Source organism: Actinokineospora sp., assembly GCF_052390155.1.
Taxonomy (GTDB): Bacteria; Actinomycetota; Actinomycetes; order Mycobacteriales; family Pseudonocardiaceae; genus Actinokineospora.
Map to the genome: position 1 here is coordinate 1 of NZ_JBQTHF010000055.1, position 21,913 is coordinate 21,913.

Sequence of the window (21,913 nt, forward strand, 5' to 3'; positions counted from 1 at the left end):
GGGGTGGTTGCCGGGGGGGCCGGGGTCGGATTCGACGATGGACCCCGCCCGGGGGCCGACCGCCACCTGGTTCAGCTGGGCGTGGACACCGCGCGGGGGGTCCTCGTCCGACTCGGCCAGGACGCCCTTGCCCAGTCGATCCTGGACGTTGAACACCTCGAACAGGTTGAATTCGAGGTCGCGGACGTTGCTCTTGTAGTGGCCCATCTCGTTGCTCCGTGTCCTCACGCTGATGCGAGTACGTCCACCGCGAGCAGAGTGCGCTACTCGCCGGTAACAACAGGGTATTACTTGTCGGTAACCCCGGCAAGGTGTGTGCGCGCGGTCACGTGCCGGTACGCGGTGCGGGCGCCCGGGCCTGCGGCGGCCGAATCGCCGCCGCGATCAGCACGCCCGAGCGGAACGCCACCGCCACCGCGTGCGTGCGGTCCCGGGCCGCGAGCTTGCGCAGGATGGCCTTGACGTGCGTGCGAACCGTTTCCACGGACACGTAGAGGATCTTGGCGATCGCCTGGTTCTCCAGCCCGTCCGCGATGAGCTGGAGCACTTGGAACTCGCGCCGCGACAGTGGCTGCTTGGTGTTGTCGGGCACCTGGATCAGCCTGCCGCGCGGCACCGCGACGGTCTGCGCGAGCGCCGGGTCGAGGTAGTGGCGGTCGGTCCGCACCGCCCGGATCGCGGCCACGACCTGGGGCGGCTCCGCCGACCGCAGCAGCACCCCGTGCACGCCCGCGGCGATCGCGGTGGCCACGTACTGCGTGGTGCGGTGGTTGTCCCGGATCAGGACGAGGGTGACCAGATCGGGGTTGGCCGCGGTCAGCGCGTGGCTGAGGTGGTTGCGCGGATCGAGCCCGGAGTCGATCACCGCCACATGCGGGCGGTAGCGCTCGGCGAAGTGCAGCGCACCCTGCGGGGTGTCCGTCGCGCCGAGCCAGCGCAGTCCAGGCGTGCGCAGGACCAGCGCGGACAGGCCCTCGCGGAACAGTGGGACGCCGTCGACCAGCGCGACCCCGAGGCCACCCTCGGTTGGGGTACTGCGTGGCATTTCGTCGCCCTCCGACCTCGTCACCCGTTCGTGTAGATCGACGCGCCAGCCTGTTGTTGTGACGTGCTGCTTCCCGTCGTGGGCGAAGTCACCCACAAGGGTCATGCCGAGCGGTTACCCCTTCTATCGTCCGTCCGCGCGGGCCCGTGTCCTCGACTTGGCCCCGTACCGGCGGGTAATACAAGGAATGTTTAGGGAACCGTCGGTGGACAGGGATAGGGTCAGTACTGACTCCGGGAGTAACCAGTCGGATGCTGAGCGTGGCCGAGCAGGGGGTGGCGGTGGAACCAGGGGCAGTGCGCAACGCGGATGAGTGGTTTCGGCTGATGGTCGAGACCGGCCTGGCCCCAGGTCTGCGCGCCCTCGGTCTGAGCGGCAAGGGCCGCCGGTACCGAGTGGTCCGCGACGACCATGTCGGCCAGGTGGCGATTCTGCAGTCCAACGTCGGCCCGACCGCCACCCGCTTCACCCTCGCGCTGAGCGTCACCGCCACCGATGAGTGGAGTGCCCAGCGCCGCGTCCGCCCCTATCTGCGCCGCGCGGGCCACGCGGGCACGGGCTGGGAGGAGCGCATCGGCAACCTCATCCTGGTCGGCAGCGGCGTCCCCATCGGTGACCTCTGGTGGCAGGTCGACGCGGGCAAGCCGTTCGGCGCCCTGTCCCGCGAGGTGCTGACCGCCGTCCGCGAGTTCGGCCTGCCCGCCGTGTACGAACAGATCCGCAGCCGCGTCGATCAGCGGTAACGCCCACCCCCGACCGCGACGACCTGCAGGACATGGGTGCGTGACGCGGAGGTGCGCGGTGTACGGCATGTCGAGTGAGCAGTCCCGGTTCATGTGGAGCAACAAGTGCCCGCTGTGTCGCCGGTTCACCTTCCCCAAGTTCGAACTGCCCGACGGCACCCGCCTGGGGCTCATCACGTTCCTGCCGACCATGAACCGCGCCGCCCTCGCCCGGTGCGGCCGCTGCAAGGGCACCTGGCCGGTCTTCGCGGGCGCCCCGCCCGCCGCCGTGGCACCCGCCTGCCACTTCACCGTCGAGGTCGTGGAAACCGCCCGCACCGAAGAGCCACTCGGTGACGAGATCCGCCGCATCGACAACTCCGGTTCGGCCACGTCGGTCCGCAGGCTCAAGGCCACCCGCCGCTGGACCCAGCGCTGCGAGGTCCTGGTCGAACGCACCCAGTCGACCAGTTCGGGCATGGATCTCTCCCCGGGCGGCCTGCTCAGCATCAAGACGGGCGCGGAGGACGCGGTCAAACGCACGTATTCGATGAGCATGGAGGACGAGCAGACCTTCGAGGAAGAAGTCGAACTGACCCTGCTCCCGCACACCGCCGTCGTGCTCACCCTGCACTGGAAGCGCATCTGGCAGGAGGGCCTCGTGATCTACAGCGACGCCTCCGGCCTGGCCAGAGTCCCCTACCGAGCCGTCAGCGGCATCACTTTCGACCAGACCTCGGTCAGCGCCTGACATGGGCCGGCAGATGGCGACATAGCAGCAAGACACCGTACGCTAGCCACATGCTTACCAGGCTAGAGGTTCGAGGTTTCAAGAACCTGCTCGATCTCCAAGTCGAGTTTGGCCCATTCACCTGCATTGCCGGAGCCAATGGTATCGGCAAGTCGAACGTCTTCGATGCGATCGAATTTCTTTCATACCTCGCCAACGACACTCTTGTCGAGGCGTCACAAAAGGTTCGAGGGTCGTCCGGGCTACGCAGCGGTGATCCACGTGATCTTTTCTGGGACGGCTATCGTGAGCACCAGCGTGAAATAACGCTCGTGGTTGAGATGATTGTTCCACCGGAGGTGGAAGATGATCTGGGCTCGTTTGCGCGGCCGACTGCCACATTTCTTCGCTATGAGCTCACCCTAGGCTATTCTGCGCCGGAACGAGAAGCCAGTGTCGGCAGGCTGACGCTCTTGAAGGAAGAGTTGCGGCACATCAATCGAGGGGATGCCTCCCGGCATCTGCGGTTCGGGCACAGTGCCAAGAATTTTCGCAACGCAGTCGTGCTCGGTCAACGGCGAGGTGGCGCTTTCTTGTCGACCGAAACTCGCGAAGGCGGGACCGTGATCAACGTCCACGGTGATGGCGGCAGCTTTGGGAAGCCACAGCCTCGTGCCGCTGCTCGGGCAGGGCGAACTGTACTGAGTACGGTCACGACAAATGACTATCCGACGATTCTTGCCGCCCGTCGGGAAATGCAAAGTTGGCGGCGGTTGGCTCTTGAACCGTCGTCCTTGCGAACACCGGACAGTCTCTCGGATGCGCGCGTGCTGGACACGAACGGCAGGCATTTGGCGGCAAGCCTGTACAGGATTGCGCACGACAATCCCGCCATGTTCGCTGGTCAGGACGCGGCTTCGGTGTACGCGCGCGTATCTGGACGACTGTCGGATCTGTCCGGTGTCGGGGTCGAAGACGTAAGTGTCGAACTCGACCATGTGCGGGAGACTTTCACGCTGTTTTTGCAGGAGATGGGCGAACTACGGCTTCCAGCGAGAGCCTTGTCCGAAGGAACGCTCCGTTTCCTTGCGCTGTGCGTCCTCCTTGAGGATCCAACGTTCACCGGGTTGATCTGCATGGAGGAGCCCGAGAACGGCATTCATCCCGCCAACCTTCCAGCGATCCTCCAGTTGGTCCGCGACCTCGCTGTGGACGCACAAGAGGCACCCGATCCGTCGAATCCATTCAGACAGGTCATCGTCAATACCCACGCGCCCGGTGTTGTGCAACTGTGCGACCCTCAGGATCTGCTTTTGGCGGAAGCGAGGCCGCACCGGGCCGTCAGTGGCGGGATAACAAGGGCACTTTCGTTGGTACCTTTCAAGGGATCCTGGCGAACCGGCCCTGGGCGCCCAAGTTTTTCCGAGGCGGATGTGGTGGCATACTTGACCGCACCCGCGCATGCGCAACTACGACTCCCAATGGATCTTGTAGGGTGACCGAGACATACAATGGTTTGTATATCTGTGAAGGTACCTCCGACCTGCCACTTGCGAACGTGGTCGAGACGATCTTCTTCAGTCGGAATGTCATGGTATATTTGAGCAAACCAGACTTCTCCTTGTTGGGCAAGGTTCCAAAGACGGTGAACGCACGCATCGGAGCAGGATTGGAACTGATGGGAAGCGTTCCAGATTTGATCGTCGTACACCGGGACGCGGACAACGTCAAGGTCGACGCCCGGCGTGCGGAAATTGAGTGCGGCGCCCAGGTTGCGAGCTACCAGGGAGCGCTGCTACCGGTGATTCCGGTGCGGATGACCGAAGCGTGGCTACTGCTCGATGAACCGGCGATTCGACAGGTGGCTGGAAACCCCAACGGCAAAATGCAACTGCCGCTCCCGGGGATCCATGAAGTAGAACGGCGAGCGGATCCGAAGAGCCTTCTACAGGAATGCATTCTGGCTGCCGCTAATGTCTCCGGGAGAAGAAAAGATGAGACGAAAAAGCGGTTCTCCTATCATCGCAGACAATTGTTGGAGAGGCTGGATTGCGGTGGACCGGTGACTCGCCTTGAGGGCTGGAAACGACTTGTGCGCGATATTGACGCTATTATCGACGGCTGGGGCCAAAATTGACGGCGGACGCCGTTTCGGCGCTTGGCTCCATTGACGATCGGCGAGGTTCGGATGACGGCAAGATCGGGCTGGCGACGAGCGCGACGTCCTCGCCGAGTTCAACCCGCCGCCGTTGCGGCGAAAATCGTGCGAGTAGTCCACCAGAAGGGGGAATCTGGTGACACGCCCGACTGGGATGACGCTCTGTCTGGCCTGGGAGAAAGTTGTGGAGCGGATGACGGGAATCGAACCCGCGTATTCAGCTTGGGAAGCTGATGTTCTACCATTGAACTACATCCGCGAAGCGTTGCCGAGGATACACGGCACGGGCCGGTTCAGCCTAGGCAGGGGCGAGGCTAGGGTGGGCGCGTGCTGCTGAGCGACCGTGACCTGCGCAAGGAACTCGACTCCGGGCGGTTGGGGTTGGCGCCGTTCGATCCGGGGATGGTGCAGCCCTCCAGCGTGGATGTGCGGCTCGACCGGTTCTTCCGGGTCTTCAACAACACCAAGTACACCCACATCGACCCGCGCCAGCGGCAGGACGAGTTGACCTCGCTGGTGGAGGCCGACGGCGACGAGCCGTTCGTGCTGCATCCCGGGGAGTTCGTGCTGGGGTCGACGTTCGAGTTGGTGACGCTGCCCGACGATCTGGCGGGGCGGCTGGAAGGCAAGTCGTCGCTGGGGCGGCTCGGGTTGCTGACGCATTCGACGGCGGGGTTCATCGACCCCGGGTTCTCGGGGCACATCACCCTCGAACTCTCCAACGTGGCCAACCTGCCGATCACGCTGTGGCCCGGCATGAAGATCGGCCAGCTCTGCCTGCTCCGGCTGACCTCAGCCGCCGAGTACCCCTACGGTTCGCAGCAGGCGGGCTCCCGGTACCAGGGCCAGCGCGGGCCGACGCCGTCGAAGGCGTATCTGAACTTCCACCGCGTCGACACCACCCGGCGCTGAGGCTCACCCGCCGACCGGCTCCAGGGTCTCGCCGCGTACGGGAGTGAGCACCATCGCGGCCAGCGGGAACGCGGCGGCCAAGGCCAGCGCCAGCGGCCAGCCGATCGAGGTAACCGCGACGGCGAACAGTGGTGCGATGGCCAGGGCCATCCCGTTCTGGCCGGTGTTCTGCACGCCCAGCGCGCGGCCCGCCCAGAACGGGCCTGCCATCTCCGCGGTGGCGGTGAACCCCAGGCCGTTGTCGGTGACCGAGACGATCATCACGGCGATCACCCCCACCGTGGCGAGCCAGGGCGCGACCACGTCGCCCGCGGCCCAGACCAGCATGGCGACGGCGGCGGCGCCCGCGATGATGCGCATCGGGCGCATCCGGCTGGCCACCCGGTCCGACCACAGGCCCGCGCCGATCCGGCCCGCGGCGCCGCCGATCTGGACGGCGGCGAGCGCCGCGCCCGCGGTCACCGGGTTCCAGCCCTGTTCGGACACCAGGTAGGTCAGCGCGAACGTGGCCGCGATGAACTGGGGGCCGACCAACAGCGCGCTGGCCAGATGCACGCGCCACAGCCGGGCGAACCGGTAGGGCGAGCCGCTCCGCGCCACGTCCCGCGCAGGCGGGCGCGGTGGGTCGAGCAGCGCCATGGCGACCAGCACCGCCGTGGCCAGACACAGCGCCGACGGGATCACCAGGGCCGCCCGATAGCCCCACTCCGCCGCGACGGGAGGCATGGTGAGCGCGGCGATGCCGACGCCGATCGGCAGGCAGGTCTGCCGGATTCCCATGGCGAGGCCGCGCTCCTCGGCGCCGAACCAGCCGAGCACGGCCCGCCCGCCTGCCGCGCCGATCGACGCCGAGAACGCGCCCGCGACCACGAGCAGCGCCACGAGCGCGGCGATGCCAGGCACCGCCGCCGCGGCCAGGCCCGCCCCGCCGGTGCCCACCATGCCGATGGTCATCACGACCCGTTCGCCGAACCGGTCGGCCGCGGCGCCCCACGCGATCAGCATCAGCAGCACGCCGAGCACGGGCGCCACGACGATCGCGCCTGCCTGCGCCAGTGACAGGTTTTCTTCCGCGCGAAGGAACGGCATCAGGAACGACAGGCCGTAGACCAGGCTGGTGGTCGCCGACTGCGCGGCCACCGCCACGGCCAGGATCAGCCAGCGCCGTCTGCCGACGCCGGTCTGGGTCAGCAGCGCGGCCATGTCCTTACCATAGCTAACCGTTTCTGGATCGCGGAACAGTCAGCCCGCATTCCGAGACGTCAGCCCGCAGGCGCGCGCTTCACGGCGGTGAGCAGCAACTGGGCGACGTCCACGACCTCGACGTGCTCACCCGCGAGCCCATCGGCCTGTCGTGCGGTGACGCCGTCGGTGAGCATCACTCGGCAGAACGGGCAGCCCGTCGCGATCTTCGACGGCGCGGTGCCCAGCGCCTCGTCGACCCGCTCGACGTTGATCCGCTTGCCGATCCGCTCCTCCATCCACATCCGCGCGCCGCCCGCGCCGCAGCACATCGAGCGGTCCGCGTGCCGGGGCATCTCGCGCAGCGTCGCCCCGGACGCGCCGACCAGCTCGCGCGGCGCGTCGTAGACCTTGTTGTGGCGGCCCAGGTAACACGGGTCGTGGTAGGTGACGTCCTCGGCGACCGGGGCGATCGGCACCAGCCGCCGCTCGCGGACCAGCTTGTTCAGCAGTTGCGTGTGGTGCACGACCTCGTAGTTGCCGCCGAGCTGCGGGTACTCGTTGGCCAGGGTGTTGAAGCAGTGCGCGCAGGTGACCACGATCTTGCGCTTGCCGGGCTCGCGGCCATCGAACACCGTGTTGATGACCTCGACGTTCTGCTGCGCCAGCATCTGGAACAGGAACTCGTTGCCCGCGCGCCGCGCCGGGTCGCCGGTACAGGTCTCCTCGGTGCCGAGCACGACGTAGTTCACCTCGGCCTGGTGCAGCAGCTCGGCGACGGCGCGGGTGGTCTTCTTCGCCCGGTCCTCGAACGCGCCCGCGCAGCCGACCCAGAACAGGTACTCGAAATCGGACAGTTCCGCAGCGTCATCCCCGCCGAACACGGGCACCTCGAAGTCCAGCCCGTCGGTCCACGCCAGGCGGTCCTTGGCGTTCTGGCCCCAGGGGTTGCCCTTGTTCTCCAGGTTCTTGAACATGCCGCCCAGCTCGGACGGGAAGTTCGACTCGATGAGCACCTGGTAGCGGCGCATGTCCACGATGTGGTCGACGTGCTCGATGTCCACCGGGCACTGCTCGACGCACGCGCCGCAGGTGGTGCACGACCAGAGCACCTCGGGATCGATGACGCCCAGCTCGTCGACGCCGCCGATCAGCGGGCGCTCGGCCTCGGCCAGTGCCAGAACGTCCACAGTGGAGTGATCGGTGAGCCCGATCTCGTCGCCCGCCATGTCCTTCTTGCCGCCCGCCAACAGGTACGGCGCCTTGGCGTAGGCGTGGTCGCGGAGCTGCATGATCATCAGCTTCGGTGAGAGCGGCTTGCCGGTGTTCCACGCCGGGCACTGCGACTGGCAGCGGCCGCACTCGGTGCAGGTGGTGAAGTCGAGCCAGCCCTTCCAGGTGAAGTCCTCGATCTTGCCCGCGCCGAACACGTCGGTCTCCGGGTCGGCCTCCTCGAAGTCGAGCGGCTTGCCGCCCGACATCATCGGCCTGGCCGCGCCGAGTGCCACCCCGCCGTCGGCCTCGCGCTTGAAGTAGATGTTGAAGAACGCGCTGAACCGGTGCCAGGCCACGCCCATGGTCATGTACTTGGCGACGACGTACACCCACACCATCGCGCCCATGAGCTTGACGAACGCCAGCGCGGAGACCAGGTCGGGGCTCGCGGGCAGGATGTCGCCGAGCGGGTTGCTGACGAACGCGGCCCACAGCGGCAGCTCGTGCGCGCCGAGCGCGGCCTTGCCCGCGCGCACACCGAGGATGCCCAGGCCCTCGAAGATCACCACGGCCTCGACGAAGTACGCCTGCCAGAAGTTCGAGCCCTGGAACCGCGACTGCCGGTCGGCCCGGCGGGGGTGGTTGCGCTGGCGGATGATCACCAGCGCGACGCCGCCGACCACGGTGCCGACGCCGAGCAGCTCCATCAGCAGGTGCCACAGGTTCCAGTCGTCCAGGATCGGCCAGCCCCAGGTGGGCACGAAGACCTCGCCGTAGGCCTCGAACAGGGCGGCCGAGCCGACGAGGAAGCCCCACATCACCAGCCAGTGCCAGAAGCCGACGTGCCGGAACTTGTTCATCCTGGTGTGCGCGGCGAACTCGGTGACCAGGGTCTTCATCCGCCCGACGAACGGGCCGTTGCGAGTGCCGTCTGGTTGCCCGAGCCGCACGATGGAGACCATCCGCGCGACGGTGCGGACGAACATGCTCCAGGCCACGAGGCTGACCGCGACCGCGATCAGGCCCAGTGTTAGCTGCACGGCACCCATGTCGTGGCGACCTTCCCGTCGGGTTCGGTTTGGGCGGGACCCTACGCCTTCTTACTCACCGGTAACCGTCTTAGCGAAGCCTAAGTCGACCAAGTGTGGCGCATCCCTCGAAACTAGTGGAACGATTGTTCAGGTAGTTTGGCCGTATGCCTCCGCTCATCCTGCTCGCCGTCGCGATCGTCGGCGAGGTGACCGCGACGATCTCGCTGAAACTGTCCGAGGGATTCAGCAAGCCGGTGCCCTCGGTCCTGGTCGTGCTGGGCTACGGCATCGCCTTCACCGCGCTCGCCAAGCTGCTCAACCAGGGATTCCCGGTCGGCGTCGCCTACGCGATCTGGGCGGCGATCGGCGTCGCGGCGGTCGCGCTCATCGGCGCGCTGTTCCTCGGCGAGGGCTTCACCCTCACCATGGGCATCGGGCTGGTGCTGGTCATCGGCGGTGTGGTGCTGCTCGAACTCGGGCGGGCGAGCTGACCCCGGCCTACCGCCGCGTCGACGGCCGCAAAGCGCGCGGCGACCGGCGGCGAGCGGAGATCGTCGCGGCGACGCTGCGGGTCATCGAGCGCGACGGCGTCGCCGGGGTCACCCACCGGTCGGTCGCCCGCGAGGCCGACGTGCCAGCCACCTCGATCACTTATCACTTCGCCGGTCTGGACGACCTGTTGGTCGGCGCGCTCACCTGGTCGGCGGAGAGCATGGCCGTCGAGATCCGCGACCTCATCGAGTCGAGCCGGATCAAGGGCGGCAGCCCGGCGGCGGCGGTCGCCGAGATGCTGGCCGAGGCCCTCGGCCCGCGCCGGGGGCGCACGATGGCCGAGTACGAGCTGTACCTGCTCGCCGCGCGCCGCCCCGCGCTGCGCCCGGCCGCCCGGCTCTGGCTCGACGTGCTCACCAGCCTGGCCCGCCACCCCGACGAGGTCGGCTTCCGGGCGTTCCTCGCCGGGGTCGACGGACTGCTCCTGCAGGGCCTCATCGACGACGAGCCGCCGACCGCGGTCGATCTGGTGCCGGTCATGGAGCACCTGCTCGCGCCGCTGCGCTGACCCGGGCGAGGGGTAGGGACAACCCCCGGGTGGAATCGGGGGCGTCCCTGATGCCACCCGCCGACGCAACGCAATAGCGTCGGGACGAGTCAAGTTCTCGGGCTGAGGGGTGTGCGATGTCGCTGCGACGGCTGGTGCTGGGGGTGTCCATCACGGGGATGGTGGGCGCGGTGTTGCTGGTCGGCGGCTGCGGCATCGCCACCCAGCAGTACGGGGACGACACGGCAGTGGGGGAGACGATCCGCAGCGTGCGGCTCGCCACCGACTCGGGCACCGTCCGCCTTCGGGCGGGTGGCGCGTCCACTGGCGGATCCACTGGCGGGTCCACCACAGTGCACCGGCAGGTGCACCACCTGGACGCGAAACCGGGGGCGACCCACCGGGTCGAGGGGGACGTGCTGATCCTGGCGGGCTGCCCGATCCGCAACTGCTGGATCGACTACGACGTCGTGGTGCCCGCGGGGGTCACGGTGTCCGGCCGGGCCGACTCCGGGGACATCACCGTCGAGGGGGCCTCGTCGGTGAACCTGCGGGCGGACTCCGGCGACGTGGTGGTGCGCACCGTGTCCGGGTCGGTCAACGTCGCGGCGGACTCGGGCTCGGTCGAACTGGCCGACGTCCTGGACTCGGTTTCGGTCGAGGTCAGCTCGGGCGACATCAAGGTCAGCAATGTGCGCGGCGCGGCGTCCCTGCGCACGGAGTCCGGCCGCATCGAGGCAGTCGGCCTGCACGGGCCCGCCGACCTGGACGCGTCCTCTGGCGACATCACCGCGCGGCTCTCGGCCGTGGCGAACGTCCGTGCGCACAGCGACAGTGGCGGCATCACCCTGTCCGTGCCGCAGGGCCGGTACAAGGTGACGGCCGACGCCGACAGTGGCGACGTCGACAACGCCATCGGCAGCGACCCGGCCGCGTCGAACCACCTCGATGTGTCCGCTACCAGCGGAAACCTGACGATCCGGTACGCGTGAACGCCATCGAGCCGGTGCGCGAACGGGCGGACGCGGCGCGGAACCGGCGCCGCATCCTGGTGGCCGCCCGGGCGCTGATCGCCGAGCGCGGCGTCGAAGCGGTGACGATGGACCAGCTCGCCGCGGCCGCGGGGGTCGGCAAGGGGACGCTGTTCCGCCGGTTCGGCGACAAATCCGGCCTCGCCGTCGCCCTGCTCGACGAGGGCGAGCGCGACCTGCGCGCGCGGGTGGTCGCGGGCCCCGCCCCGCTCGGCCCGGGCGCGGACCCGGTCGAGCGGCTGCTCGCCTTCTTCGACGCCTACCTCACCTTCCTCGCCGAGCACCTCGACCTCGTGCACCTGGCCGAGACCGCGCGCCCCGGCGTCCGATATCGGATCGAGGCGTACCGGTGTTGGCACGCCCACGTGGCCGCCCTGCTCGACGCGGCGGGTGCGGGCGCGGACCCGAACACGCTGGCCCACCTGCTGCTCGCCCCGCTGGCCGCCGATCTGCAGCGCGCCGTGCGCGACGAGGTCACTCCCGCGCGGATGCGCGCGACCGTGTTGCGCCTGGTCGGCAGCGCCGTCAAGTAACCGCGGTCACTGCCGGGAACACCGCCGCCCGACCGCTCGTTGGGCGTGCGAGAAGGTTGAGCGGGATGGGCTCAAGTTCACCAAACTGAGTCGGGTACGCTCAACTTCACCGGCACCACAGCTACAGCAGGAGGAAGACATGGCGCGAGCGGTCGGCATCGACCTGGGGACGACCAACTCCGTCGTCGCTGTTCTCGAAGGCGGTGAACCGACGGTCATCGCCAACTCGGAGGGCTCACGGACGACCCCGTCCATCGTGGCGTTCGCCAAGAACGGCGAGGTGTTGGTCGGGCAGCCCGCGAAGAACCAGGCGGTCACCAACGTGGACCGCACGGTCCGGTCGGTCAAGCGGCACATCGGCACCGACTGGAAGACCGAGATCGACGGCAAGGCGTACACCGCGCAGGAGATCAGCGCCCGCGTGCTGATGAAGCTCAAGCGCGACGCGGAGTCCTACCTCGGCGAGACCATCACCGACGCGGTGATCACCGTGCCCGCGTACTTCGAGGACGCGCAGCGGCAGGCCACCAAGGAGGCCGGGCAGATCGCGGGCCTCAACGTGCTGCGGATCGTGAACGAGCCGACCGCGGCCGCCCTGGCCTACGGGCTGGACAAGGGCGCCAAGGAGCAGACCATCCTGGTCTTCGACCTCGGCGGCGGCACCTTCGACGTCTCGCTGCTGGAGATCGGCGACGGCGTCGTCGAGGTCCGCGCGACCAGCGGCGACAACCACCTCGGCGGCGACGACTGGGACCAGCGCATCGTCGACTGGCTGGTGGAGAAGTTCAAGGCGTCCAACGGCATCGACCTCACCAAGGACAAGATGGCGCTGCAGCGCATCCGCGAGGCGGCCGAGAAGGCGAAGATCGAGCTGTCCAGCTCGAACAGCGCCAACCTGAACCTGCCCTACATCACGGTCGACTCCGAGAAGAACCCGATGTTCCTGGACGAGACGCTCTCCCGCGCCGAGTTCCAGCGCATCACCGCCGACCTGCTCGACCGCACCCGGGCCCCGTTCAACAACGTGGTCAAGGACGCGGGCATCCCGGTCGGCGACATCGACCACGTGGTGCTGGTGGGCGGGTCCACCCGGATGCCCGCCGTCGCCGAGCTGGTCAAGGAGCTGACCGGTGGCCGCGACCCGAACAAGGGCGTCAACCCGGACGAGGTCGTCGCCGTCGGCGCCGCGCTGCAGGCCGGTGTGCTCCGCGGTGAGGTCAAGGACGTCCTGCTGCTCGACGTGACCCCACTGTCGCTGGGCATCGAGACCAAGGGCGGGGTGTTCACCAAGCTCATCGAGCGCAACACCACCATCCCGACCAAGCGCTCGGAGATCTTCTCCACCGCCGACGACAACCAGACCACCGTGGGCATCCAGGTGTTCCAGGGTGAGCGCGACTTCGCCGCCGACAACAAGAAGCTCGGCACCTTCGACCTGACCGGCCTGCCGCCCGCACCGCGCGGCGTGCCGCAGATCGAGGTCATCTTCGACATCGACGTGAACGGCATCGTGCACGTCAGCGCGAAGGACCTGGGCACCGGCAAGGAGCAGTCGATGACCATCACGGGCGGCTCCGCGCTGCCCAAGGAGGACATCGACCGGATGGTCAAGGACGCCGAGGCCCACGCGGACGAGGACAAGCAGCGCCGCGAGGAGGCCGAGGTCCGCAACCAGGCCGAGACGCTCGTCTACCAGACGGAGAAGTTCGTCAAGGACAACGACGACAAGATCCCGGCCGACGCCAAGGAGAAGGTCAACTCCGCGGTCGCCGAGGCCACCGAGGCGCTCAAGGGCACCGACATCCCGGCGATCAAGGCCGCGATGGAAAAGCTTGCCACCGAGTCGCAGGCCATGGGCTCCGCGCTCTATGCCAACACGGGCGCGGAGGCGGCCGCCGAGGACGGCGCGCCGTCCGAGGCCAAGGCCGACGGTGCCGAGGACGTCGTGGACGCCGAGATCGTGGACGAGGACAAGGACAAGAAATGAGCAGGCACCACAGCGAGGAGAACTCCGACGAGGAGCCTCGGGTCGTGGTGCGCGATCGGCGCCGGATCGACCCGGACACCGGCCAGGTTCGGGACGCGGGCGGGGAGGTGCCCGCCCAAGCGGGCACCCATGCCCCGTCGGAACCCGAGCCCGAGATCGTGGACCTGGCCGAGGCCGAGGACCCGTCGGCCGCGATCCAGGCCCAGCTCGACGAGCGCACCGCCGACCTGCAGCGCCTGCAGGCCGAGTACGCCAACTACCGCAAGCGGGTCGAGCGCGACCGCGAGGCCGTGGCCACCGCGGCCAAGGCGCAGGTCGTGGTCGAGCTGCTCTCGGTGCTCGACGACATCGAGCGGGCGGGCGCGCACGGCGACCTGACCGGCGCGTTCAAGGCCGTGGCCGAGAAGCTGATCGGCGCCGTGCACAAGGCCGGGCTCGAACCGTTCGGCCACGAGGGCGAGCCGTTCGACCCGTCGGTGCACGAGGCCGTCCAGCACAACACCTCCCCCGACGTCGCCGGGCCCACCGTCACCGGCGTGCTGCGCCGGGGCTACCGGTTCGGCGACCGGGTGGTGCGGGCCGCGCTCGTCGCGGTGACCGACGCGGCGGGTGACACCGTCCCGGTGCCGCCCGTCGAGGTCTCGGCCGAAGAACAGACCTGAGCGAAGGGAGGGGACGTCCGATGAGCGCTAGAGACTGGATCGACAAGGACTTCTATCGCGAGCTGGGCGTCTCCTCCGACGCCGGGGACGCGGAGATCAAGAAGGTCTACCGCAAGCTCGCCCGCGAGCTGCACCCCGACGCCAACCCGGGCAACGCCGACGCCGAGACCCGCTTCAAGGCGGTGTCCGAGGCGTACGGCGTGCTCGGCGACCCGGAGAAGCGCAAGCAGTACGACGAGGCCCGCAAGATGTTCGGCTCGGGCGGCTTCCGCCCCGGCGGCGGGGGCGGCTTCGACTTCGGCGACATGTTCGGCCAGCCGGGCAGCCAGAGCGGGAGCTTCGGCGGGGGCGGCGGCTTCACCGACATGCTGGGCAACCTGTTCAACCGGCGCGGCGGCGGCTCGGCCACTCGGCCGCGGCGGGGCGCCGACGTCGAGACCGAGGTTCGGATCGACTTCCTGGAGGCCGTCAAGGGCGCCACGGTGCCGCTTCGGCTGTCCAGTCCGTCCACTTGCGACACCTGTCACGGCTCGGGCGCGCGCCCGGGCACCCTGCCGAAGACCTGCGGCACCTGCGGCGGCGCGGGGCTGGTCAGCCGCAGTCAGGGCGCCTTCGCGTTCAGCGAGCCGTGCCGCGACTGTCGTGGCACCGGCAGGCTCATCGACGACCCGTGCTCCGACTGCGGCGGCGACGGCGTCAGCACCAAGACGCGCACGCTGACCGTGCGCATCCCCGCGGGCGTCGAGGACGACCAGCGCATCCGGCTCGCGGGCCAGGGCGAGCCGGGCAGCCAGGGCGCCGCCGCGGGCGACCTGTACGTGCGGGTGCACGTCACCCCGCACCGGGTGTTCGGCCGCAGCGGCAACGACCTGACCCTCAAGGTGCCGGTCACCTTCCCCGAACTCGCGCTGGGCACCACGCTCACCGTGCCGACACTGGACTCCCCGGTCAGCCTGCGGGTCGCGGCGGGCACCGTGTCCGGCCGGGTGCTGCGCGTCCGCGGCAAGGGCGTGGCCAAACGCGACGGCCAGGTCGGCGACCTGCTGGTCACCCTGCAAGTGTCCGTTCCGTCCACTATGGACGACAAGACGAAGGCGGCGCTGACCGCGTACGCCGAGGCGATCGCCGAGCACGACCCGCGACCCGAACTGACGGCGATGGTGGCGAAGGCGAGGGAGTCGTGAACCCGTTCCCCCCGGGCACCGACGAGGACACCCCGGTGTTCGTGATCTCGGTGGCCGCCCAGCTCTCCGGCCTGCACGCGCAGACCCTGCGCGGCTACGACCGCCAGGGCCTGGTCTCGCCCGGCCGCACTTCCGGCGGTGGCCGCCGCTACTCGATGCGCGACATCGCCCTGCTGCGCGAGGTCCAGCGGCTCTCCCAGGAGCACGGGGTCAACCTGGCGGGTATCAAGCGCATCATCGAGCTGGAGAACGAGGTCGACGCCCTGCGGGCGCGCGTGGTCGAGCTGTCCGAGGAGTTGGCCGCCGCCTTCGCCGCCGCGGAACAGGCCGCGGCAGCCATCCACAAGTCCTACCGCCACGAACTCGTTCCGGTGCGGCAGCAGACCGCGCTGGTTGTCTGGCGGCCGCAGCCCCGACGCTGACCGGTGTTGCGGACGGGCGGGCCGAGCGAAAAAATGCCCGTGGGGGCGCACCGCCCAAGGAGGCACGTCTTGATCTTCATCGTGGTCAAATTCACCGCTCGCCCCGAGCACGCCGACACCTGGCTCGCCTCGGTCGACGAGTTCACCCAGGCCACCCGGCAGGAGCCGGGCAACGTCTTCTTCGAGTGGTCCACCAGCGTCGAGACGCCCAACCAGTTCGTTCTGGTCGAGGCGTTCGAATCGGCCGCGGCGGGCGAGGCGCACGTGACCTCGGCCCACTTCAAGACCGCGATGGCGGCGTTCCCCGCGCTGATCGCCGACACCCCGGAGATCATCAACGTCGAGGTGCCCGGCACGGGCTGGTCGCGGATGGCCGAGCTCAAGCCCGCCGAGTGACGTTCAGTCCAGGGTGAACGGGTCGTAGGTGATCCGGTCGAGCGGCGTTCCCGCCACCAGCATCCGGGACACGGTCGACCGGATCATCCCGGGCGAGCCCGACACCAGCACGTCCCGATCGGCCCACGCGCCGTAGCGGGTGACCACGTCGGCGAGCGTGCCGTGCTCCACCCCTGGCGCGTCGGGGGCCGAGTCCAGCACGGGCACCACCGTCAGCCACGGGTTGCTGGCCGCCAGGTTCTGCAGGTGCGGCACGTCGTAGTGGTCTTCGCGCACGCGACCGCCGACGAACAGGTGCACGTGCGGGTTCTCGCCCCACTGGGCCAGGTCCTCGATGATCGCGCGCATCGGTGCCAGGCCCGTGCCGCCCGCGACCATCAGCACGTCGCGGCCCGCGTCACGGTCGACGCCGATGCGGCCCATCGGCGGCCCGAGCCGCCAGACGTCGCCGACCTTGGCGTGCGCCACGATGGAACGACTGACCCAGCCGCCCTCGACGCCCCGGATGTGGAACTCGATCAGGTTGTCGGCGCGGGGCGCGATGGCCGGGGTCAGGTAGCGCCACAGCCGCGGCCGTTGCGGCACCTCGACGCTCACGTACTGCCCGGGCAGATACGGCACCGGGTAGTCCGACCGCACCCGCACGACCGCGAGGTCCCAGCCGATGCGCTCGTGGTCGACCACCTCGGCGGGCCACCAGGCCGGGCCCTCGTCGGCCGCGGCGGCGTCGAGCATCGAGCGCGCCATGATCGTGTACGCCTCGGCCCACGAGCGCTCGATGTCGTCGTTCCACGCCTCGCCCGCGTACTTCTTCACCGCCGCGATCAGCGCCATGCCGACTGCCTCGTAGTGCGAGCTGATCACACCGAACTTGCGGTGGTCGCGGCCGAGCTGCTGCAGGAACGGGACCAGGTCGTCGGGGCGGTCGACCATCTGTACGACGTGCACCAGCGCACGCAGCAACCGGGACCGCTGGACCTGCATGTTCGCCGGGAACATCTCGCGTGCCGTCGGCGCGATGGTGAACAGCATCCCGTAGAAGAACTGCGCCACCTTTTCGGCGTGCGGCTCGACGACCGCGAAGCTCTCCCGGACCTGGCGCACCATGGTGTTGACCGCGGTGGGTGAGTCGGTCCGTGGCTGCGAGGTCGGGATTGGGCTCACAACGGCGTTGGCTGTCATAGTCGGGGTGTTGACTCCACCTCTCGGGTGCCTCACCAGGCTGGCACCAGGTTACCTGCGCATCCATCCCCCGACGGAGTGGACAGTAGACTGATTCTGTCGATAATTCTGCACTGTTGACACATTCGTCTGCGCCACGGTAACTCTTCGTAGTCGGACTCCGCCTATCGGGGGACATCAGATGGGTGGACTACGCACAGGAGCGGCAGGCATGAAACTGTGACGGGCGTGTCTCCCGACCTGCTGCCGCCGACCGGAACCGCCACTGCCGACCTGCTGAGGTTGGAAGTGTCCGAGGCGCCGCCCGCGTCGGCGCGCGCCGCGACCCCGGTGCGCCCGCGCGAGTCGACCGGCAAAGCCCACCCGATCGGAGCAGAGTCGCTCAGCCTGGTGGACCCGCTCGACGACGCGGCGGAGACCCTGCCGGGATCCGGCGGCGAGCACCTGCTGCAGTGCGCCTACAACACCCGTGACCGGGCCCGACGCTTCTACGACGACCAGGTGCTCGACCGGCTCAACGACGAGATGATCGAGTTCGTCGGCCGGATGGAGATGGCGTTCGTGGCCACGGCCGACCTCGACGGCGAGTGCGACTCGTCGCTGCGCGCCGGTCCGCCCGGCTTCATCCACGTGCTGGACGACCACCACATCGCCTACCCCGAGTACCGGGGCAACGGGGTGCTCGCCAGCCTGGGCAACATCAGCGAGAACCCGCACGTGGGCATCCTGATGGTCGACTTCGTCCGCGACGTGATCGGCCTGCACGTCAACGGCCGCGCCCGGATCGTGGAGGACGCCGAACTGCGGGCCCAGCACGACGACCTGCCGGTCGAGTTCGACCGCGGCCGCACGCCGGAGCGCTGGGTGCTGGTGGAGATCGACGAGGCGTACATCCACTGCCGCAAGCACATCCCGCTGATGCAGCCGGTCGAGCGCACCCGCGAGTGGGGCACCGACGACGTCAAGCGCAAGGGCGGCGACTACTTCGGGGCGAAGCGGGCCGCCCACAGCCCCGCCGGGTGAGGCACGTTCCCGCTGTCCCGGACGTCCGTTAGCGTTCCGCAGGCGAATCGTGACGGAGGGACGCAAGGTGGCCGAGCGCGGCGAGGGCGCGGGGCGGGCGGACACGGTCGAACGGGAGGCCGCCGCGCAGGATTTCGAACGGGAGCTGTCCAAGCTGTTCGGGCGGGCGCGCAGCGTCTCACTGTCGCTGGCGGCGAAGGTGCACCCCGGCCTCGACGGCGCGTCCTACGCGCTGCTGCTGCACCTGAGCGACATCGGTCCGGTGCGCGCGGCCGACGTCGTGGAGCGCACCGGGCTCGACAAGTCGACCGTCAGCAGGCAGATCGCCCGGCTGGCGGAGTTGGGGCTGGTCGAGCGGGTGCCGGACCCGTCTGATGGCCGCGCCCGACTGGTGCAGTTGACCGCCACCGGGTCGGCCCGGCTGGCCGAGGTGCGGTCCGACCGCAGGCAGCAGCTTCGCGCGAAGTTCACCGGCTGGCCGACAGTCGACATCCAGGAGTTCTCCCGGCTGTTGGCCAGGCTGAACTGCGACCTGTGAGTCGCCGACCGCGAGGCGTCACCGCATCGGGACCGGTCACCACCCGCCTGGCGGATTCCCTCGGACGTGGGCAGGCTCCTGTGGACAGCTCTGTCCCCCGCCCTGTGGATGGACACCTGGGGATTGTGGACAAGTGCCCTGGTGTTGTGGATAGGGAGGTTGCGACATGTGGGTGAACGGCCCGTCGGACCGGCGCGAGCGGGCCGAAACACGCTGTTCACCTGCCCCGACGGGCAGTCGTCGGGCCAATCCTGAACTTGAGCGGAACTGACTCAACTTTTCGGTCGTTGGGTTCGATGACAGCGGATGCGACCCGAGGTGGGAGATGGACTCGTTCAACCCGACGACCAAGACTCAGGCGGCGATCTCGGCCGCGGCGCAGGCCGCTGCCGGGGCGGGCAACCCGGACATCCAGGCCGGGCACCTGCTCAGCGCGCTGCTCGCGCAGGGCGATGGGCTCACCGCGCCCCTGCTGACCGCTGTCGGCGCCGACCCCGGTGTCGTCGGCAAGGACCTGGAGCCGCTGCTGCGCGGGCTCCCCTCGGCCACGGGCGCCACGGTGTCCTCCCCGCAGTTGTCCCAGTCCGCCCTGCGCGCGATCACCCACGCGCAGAAGCTCGCCACCGAGATGGGCGACGAGTACGTCTCCACCGAGCACCTGCTGGTCGGCCTGGCCGCGGCGGGCGGTGACGTCGCCGACCTGCTCAAGCGGCACGGCGCCACGCCCGACGCGCTGCGTGAGGCGTTCGCCAGGGTGCGCGGCTCGGCGCGGGTGTCCAGCCCCGACCCGGAGGGCACCTACCAGGCACTGGAGAAGTACGGCGTCGACCTGACCGACCAAGCCCGCAAGGGCCACCTCGACCCGGTGATCGGCCGCGACGCCGAGATCCGCCGGGTCGTGCAGGTGCTCTCGCGGCGCACCAAGAACAACCCGGTGCTCATCGGCGAGCCCGGCGTCGGCAAGACCGCGATCGTGGAGGGTCTTGCCCAGCGGATCATCGCGGGCGACGTGCCGGAGTCGCTGCGCGGCAAGCGGGTCGTCGGCCTCGACCTCGGCGCGATGGTGGCGGGCGCGAAGTTCCGCGGCGAGTTCGAGGAGCGGCTCAAGGCCGTGCTCAAGGAGATCACCGACTCGGCGGGCCAGGTGGTCACCTTCATCGACGAGCTGCACACCATCGTCGGCGCGGGCGCGACCGGCGAGGGCGCGATGGACGCGGGCAACATGATCAAGCCCATGCTCGCCCGCGGTGAGTTGCGCATGGTCGGCGCCACCACGCTGGACGAGTACCGCGGGCACATCGAGAAGGACCCGGCGCTGGAGCGGCGGTTCCAGCAGGTGTTCGTCGGCGAGCCCTCGGTCGAGGACACCGTCGGCATCCTGCGCGGCCTGAAGGAGCGCTACGAGGTCCACCACGGCGTTCGGATCACCGACAGCGCGCTGGTCGCCGCCGCGACCCTGTCCGATCGGTACATCAGCGCGCGGTTCCTGCCGGACAAGGCGATCGACCTGGTGGACGAGGCCGCGTCCCGGCTGCGGATGGAGATCGACTCGCGGCCGGTGGAGATAGACGAGGTCGAGCGCGCCGTGCGGCGGCTGGAGATCGAGGAGATGGCGCTGTCCAAAGAGGACGACGCGGCCGCCAAGCAGCGGCTCGCCGCGCTGCGCGCCGAACTGGCCGAGAAGCGCGAGACGCTGGCGGCGCTGACCGCGCGCTGGCAGAACGAGAAGGGCTCCATCGACCGGGTTCGCGAGCTGAAGGAACAGCTCGAATCGCTGCGCGGGGAGTCCGAGCGCGCCGAGCGCGACGGCGACCTGGGCCGCGCCGCCGAGCTGCGCTACGGCCGGATTCCCGCGCTGGAGAAGGAACTGGACGTCGCCACGGCGGCCACCGCGGCGCAGTCCGGCGAGCAGGTGATGCTCAAGGAGGAGGTCGGCCCGGACGACGTCGCCGAGGTGGTGTCGGCGTGGACCGGTATCCCCGCGGGCAGGCTGCTCGAAGGCGAGACGCAGAAGCTGCTGCGCATGGAGGACGCGCTGGCCGCCAGGGTCGTCGGGCAGGGCCAGGCCGTGCGCGTGGTGTCCGACGCGGTGCGCCGCGCCCGCGCGGGCGTCGCCGACCCCGACCAGCCCACCGGCTCGTTCCTGTTCCTCGGCCCGACCGGCGTCGGCAAGACGGAGCTGGCCAAGGCGCTCGCGGAGTTCCTGTTCGACGATGAGCGGGCGATGATCCGCATCGACATGAGCGAGTACTCCGAGAAGCACTCGGTCGCCCGGCTGGTCGGCGCCCCGCCCGGCTACGTCGGCTACGACCAGGGCGGCCAGCTCACCGAGTCGGTCCGCCGCCGCCCGTACAGCGTCGTGCTGCTCGACGAGGTCGAGAAGGCCCACCCGGACGTCTTCGACGTGCTGCTCCAGGTGCTGGACGACGGCAGGCTGACCGACGGCCAGGGCCGCACGGTCGACTTCCGCAACACCATCCTGGTGCTCACCTCCAACCTCGGCTCACACCTCATCGCCGACGCCAACCTGGACGAACTCCAGCGCAAGGACGCCGTGATGGCGGTGGTGCAGCGGCACTTCAAGCCGGAGTTCCTCAACCGGCTCGACGACGTGGTGGTCTTCCACTCGCTGGCCACCGAAGAGCTGACAGCCATTGTCGACATCCAGGTGGCCAAGCTCGGCCGCAGGCTCGCCCAGCGCAGGCTCACCCTGGAGGTCACCCTGTCGGCCCGCGACTGGCTGGCGATCAACGGCTTCGACCCGGTCTACGGCGCCCGGCCGCTGCGCCGCCTGGTGTCCTCCGCGATCGGCGACCAGCTCGCGAAAGGTCTGCTCGCGGGCGAGATCCGCGACGGCGACACAGTTCAGGTCGACGTCGCCGACGACAACGCGACCCTGGTGGTGACCAGGGCGGACTAGG

At 69.2% G+C, this 21,913-nt stretch carries 22 protein-coding genes and 1 tRNA gene; 17 read left to right on the plus strand and 6 right to left on the minus strand.

Annotated elements, in window-relative coordinates; translation table 11 throughout:
* A partial coding sequence (locus tag ACT4N7_RS18805) for an acyl-CoA dehydrogenase N-terminal domain-containing protein (RefSeq protein ID WP_444830116.1) occupies window positions 1–207 on the minus strand: 207 nt, incomplete at its 3' end.
* Window positions 208–325: 118 nt separating this feature from the next.
* Window positions 326–1,045 (minus strand): LuxR C-terminal-related transcriptional regulator, encoded by a 720-nt coding sequence (locus ACT4N7_RS18810; protein ID WP_444830078.1) that lies wholly within the window; start codon window positions 1,043–1,045, stop codon window positions 326–328.
* A 251-nt stretch (window positions 1,046–1,296) separates the two neighbouring features.
* Here ACT4N7_RS18810 and ACT4N7_RS18815 point away from each other — a divergent pair, with 251 nt between their 5' ends.
* The 4 genes from ACT4N7_RS18815 to ACT4N7_RS18830 all read left to right on the plus strand — a co-directional run bounded on the left by ACT4N7_RS18815 (window position 1,297) and on the right by ACT4N7_RS18830 (window position 4,634).
* Window positions 1,297–1,788 carry a hypothetical protein gene (locus ACT4N7_RS18815; protein ID WP_444830079.1) on the plus strand — a complete coding sequence of 164 codons (492 nt, stop codon included), beginning with the start codon at window positions 1,297–1,299 and terminating at the stop codon, window positions 1,786–1,788.
* 67 nt (window positions 1,789–1,855) lie between these two features.
* Window positions 1,856–2,518: a hypothetical protein gene (locus ACT4N7_RS18820; protein ID WP_444830081.1), complete on the plus strand. Its 663-nt coding sequence runs from the start codon at window positions 1,856–1,858 to the stop codon at window positions 2,516–2,518.
* Window positions 2,519–2,568: 50 nt separating this feature from the next.
* Window positions 2,569–3,996 (plus strand): AAA family ATPase, encoded by a 1,428-nt coding sequence (locus ACT4N7_RS18825; protein ID WP_444830082.1) that lies wholly within the window; start codon window positions 2,569–2,571, stop codon window positions 3,994–3,996.
* On the plus strand, window positions 3,993–4,634 hold the full coding sequence (locus tag ACT4N7_RS18830; RefSeq protein WP_444830083.1) for a hypothetical protein: 642 nt from the start codon (window positions 3,993–3,995) through the stop codon (window positions 4,632–4,634). The genes ACT4N7_RS18825 and ACT4N7_RS18830 overlap by 4 nt, the downstream gene beginning before the upstream one ends.
* A 206-nt stretch (window positions 4,635–4,840) precedes the next feature.
* Here ACT4N7_RS18830 and ACT4N7_RS18835 read toward each other — a convergent pair.
* A tRNA-Gly gene (locus tag ACT4N7_RS18835) sits at window positions 4,841–4,914 on the minus strand.
* 68 nt (window positions 4,915–4,982) lie between these two features.
* On the opposite strand from ACT4N7_RS18835, the gene dcd reads away from it, so the two are divergent.
* Window positions 4,983–5,567 (plus strand): dCTP deaminase, encoded by a 585-nt coding sequence (gene dcd / locus ACT4N7_RS18840; protein WP_444830084.1) that lies wholly within the window; start codon window positions 4,983–4,985, stop codon window positions 5,565–5,567.
* A gap of 3 nt (window positions 5,568–5,570) precedes the next feature.
* On the opposite strand, the gene ACT4N7_RS18845 is transcribed toward dcd, so the two are convergent.
* Together ACT4N7_RS18845 and ACT4N7_RS18850 are read right to left on the minus strand one after the other, a co-directional pair.
* Entirely contained in the window at window positions 5,571–6,770 is a 1,200-nt protein-coding gene (locus ACT4N7_RS18845) for an MFS transporter (RefSeq protein WP_444830085.1), read from the minus strand.
* 59 nt (window positions 6,771–6,829) lie between these two features.
* Window positions 6,830–9,013: a (Fe-S)-binding protein gene (locus ACT4N7_RS18850; RefSeq protein ID WP_444830086.1), complete on the minus strand. Its 2,184-nt coding sequence runs from the start codon at window positions 9,011–9,013 to the stop codon at window positions 6,830–6,832.
* Between the two features lie 146 nt (window positions 9,014–9,159).
* Between ACT4N7_RS18850 and ACT4N7_RS18855 the strand changes: the two genes are divergently transcribed.
* From ACT4N7_RS18855 to ACT4N7_RS18895, 9 genes are all read left to right on the plus strand, one after another.
* Window positions 9,160–9,486 carry a DMT family transporter gene (locus ACT4N7_RS18855; protein WP_444830087.1) on the plus strand — a complete coding sequence of 109 codons (327 nt, stop codon included), beginning with the start codon at window positions 9,160–9,162 and terminating at the stop codon, window positions 9,484–9,486.
* Window positions 9,483–10,055, plus strand: coding sequence for a TetR/AcrR family transcriptional regulator (locus ACT4N7_RS18860; RefSeq protein WP_444830117.1), 573 nt, complete (start codon window positions 9,483–9,485; stop codon window positions 10,053–10,055). Before ACT4N7_RS18855 ends, ACT4N7_RS18860 begins: the two co-directional genes overlap by 4 nt.
* Window positions 10,056–10,171: 116 nt before the next feature.
* Complete coding sequence (locus ACT4N7_RS18865) at window positions 10,172–11,026, plus strand: DUF4097 family beta strand repeat-containing protein (RefSeq protein ID WP_444830088.1); 855 nt, start codon at window positions 10,172–10,174, stop codon at window positions 11,024–11,026.
* The gene (locus ACT4N7_RS18870) at window positions 11,023–11,598 is read left to right on the plus strand and encodes a TetR/AcrR family transcriptional regulator (RefSeq protein ID WP_444830089.1); all 576 of its coding nucleotides are present in this window, start codon (window positions 11,023–11,025) and stop codon (window positions 11,596–11,598) included. Before ACT4N7_RS18865 ends, ACT4N7_RS18870 begins: the two co-directional genes overlap by 4 nt.
* 139 nt (window positions 11,599–11,737) lie before the next feature.
* Entirely contained in the window at window positions 11,738–13,585 is a 1,848-nt protein-coding gene (dnaK, locus tag ACT4N7_RS18875) for a molecular chaperone DnaK (RefSeq protein WP_444830090.1), read from the plus strand.
* On the plus strand, window positions 13,582–14,247 hold the full coding sequence (gene grpE / locus ACT4N7_RS18880; protein WP_444830091.1) for a nucleotide exchange factor GrpE: 666 nt from the start codon (window positions 13,582–13,584) through the stop codon (window positions 14,245–14,247). The genes dnaK and grpE overlap by 4 nt, the downstream gene beginning before the upstream one ends.
* Window positions 14,248–14,267: 20 nt before the next feature.
* A complete protein-coding gene (gene dnaJ, locus ACT4N7_RS18885) occupies window positions 14,268–15,431 on the plus strand; it encodes a molecular chaperone DnaJ (RefSeq protein ID WP_444830092.1) in 1,164 nt (387 codons plus the stop codon).
* Complete coding sequence (locus ACT4N7_RS18890; RefSeq protein ID WP_444830093.1) at window positions 15,428–15,853, plus strand: heat shock protein transcriptional repressor HspR; 426 nt, start codon at window positions 15,428–15,430, stop codon at window positions 15,851–15,853. Before dnaJ ends, ACT4N7_RS18890 begins: the two co-directional genes overlap by 4 nt.
* A gap of 69 nt (window positions 15,854–15,922) precedes the next feature.
* Window positions 15,923–16,249 carry a putative quinol monooxygenase gene (locus tag ACT4N7_RS18895; RefSeq protein ID WP_444830094.1) on the plus strand — a complete coding sequence of 109 codons (327 nt, stop codon included), beginning with the start codon at window positions 15,923–15,925 and terminating at the stop codon, window positions 16,247–16,249.
* 3 nt (window positions 16,250–16,252) lie between these two features.
* Here the strand turns inward: ACT4N7_RS18895 and ACT4N7_RS18900 are convergent, their stop codons facing one another.
* Window positions 16,253–17,356 carry an FAD-binding oxidoreductase gene (locus ACT4N7_RS18900; RefSeq protein WP_444830095.1) on the minus strand — a complete coding sequence of 368 codons (1,104 nt, stop codon included), beginning with the start codon at window positions 17,354–17,356 and terminating at the stop codon, window positions 16,253–16,255.
* Window positions 17,357–17,821: 465 nt separating this feature from the next.
* Here ACT4N7_RS18900 and ACT4N7_RS18905 point away from each other — a divergent pair, with 465 nt between their 5' ends.
* From ACT4N7_RS18905 to clpB, 3 genes are all read left to right on the plus strand, one after another.
* On the plus strand, window positions 17,822–18,454 hold the full coding sequence (locus ACT4N7_RS18905; protein WP_444830118.1) for a pyridoxamine 5'-phosphate oxidase family protein: 633 nt from the start codon (window positions 17,822–17,824) through the stop codon (window positions 18,452–18,454).
* A 49-nt stretch (window positions 18,455–18,503) separates the two neighbouring features.
* Window positions 18,504–18,992, plus strand: a complete 489-nt coding sequence (locus ACT4N7_RS18910; protein WP_444830096.1) for a MarR family winged helix-turn-helix transcriptional regulator — start codon at window positions 18,504–18,506, stop codon at window positions 18,990–18,992.
* A 325-nt stretch (window positions 18,993–19,317) separates the two neighbouring features.
* The gene (clpB, locus tag ACT4N7_RS18915; protein WP_444830097.1) at window positions 19,318–21,912 is read left to right on the plus strand and encodes an ATP-dependent chaperone ClpB; all 2,595 of its coding nucleotides are present in this window, start codon (window positions 19,318–19,320) and stop codon (window positions 21,910–21,912) included.
* The last annotated feature ends 1 nt before the right edge of the window (window position 21,913 follow it).

Bases quoted from the DNA above. Each gene is read 5' to 3' on its own strand.
- dnaK (WP_444830090.1), top strand. From the start codon at position 11,738: ATGGCGCGAGCGGTCGGCATCGACCTGGGGACGACCAACTCCGTCGTC.
- ACT4N7_RS18845 (WP_444830085.1), bottom strand. From the start codon at position 6,770: ATGGCCGCGCTGCTGACCCAGACCGGCGTCGGCAGACGGCGCTGGCTG.
- dnaJ (WP_444830092.1), top strand. From the start codon at position 14,268: ATGAGCGCTAGAGACTGGATCGACAAGGACTTCTATCGCGAGCTGGGC.
- ACT4N7_RS18810 (WP_444830078.1), bottom strand. From the start codon at position 1,045: ATGCCACGCAGTACCCCAACCGAGGGTGGCCTCGGGGTCGCGCTGGTC.
- ACT4N7_RS18850 (WP_444830086.1), bottom strand. From the start codon at position 9,013: ATGGGTGCCGTGCAGCTAACACTGGGCCTGATCGCGGTCGCGGTCAGC.
- ACT4N7_RS18825 (WP_444830082.1), top strand. From the start codon at position 2,569: ATGCTTACCAGGCTAGAGGTTCGAGGTTTCAAGAACCTGCTCGATCTC.
- ACT4N7_RS18900 (WP_444830095.1), bottom strand. From the start codon at position 17,356: ATGGTGCGCCAGGTCCGGGAGAGCTTCGCGGTCGTCGAGCCGCACGCC.
- ACT4N7_RS18815 (WP_444830079.1), top strand. From the start codon at position 1,297: ATGCTGAGCGTGGCCGAGCAGGGGGTGGCGGTGGAACCAGGGGCAGTG.
- grpE (WP_444830091.1), top strand. From the start codon at position 13,582: ATGAGCAGGCACCACAGCGAGGAGAACTCCGACGAGGAGCCTCGGGTC.
- ACT4N7_RS18820 (WP_444830081.1), top strand. From the start codon at position 1,856: ATGTCGAGTGAGCAGTCCCGGTTCATGTGGAGCAACAAGTGCCCGCTG.
- ACT4N7_RS18855 (WP_444830087.1), top strand. From the start codon at position 9,160: ATGCCTCCGCTCATCCTGCTCGCCGTCGCGATCGTCGGCGAGGTGACC.
- ACT4N7_RS18865 (WP_444830088.1), top strand. From the start codon at position 10,172: ATGTCGCTGCGACGGCTGGTGCTGGGGGTGTCCATCACGGGGATGGTG.
- clpB (WP_444830097.1), top strand. From the start codon at position 19,318: ATGGACTCGTTCAACCCGACGACCAAGACTCAGGCGGCGATCTCGGCC.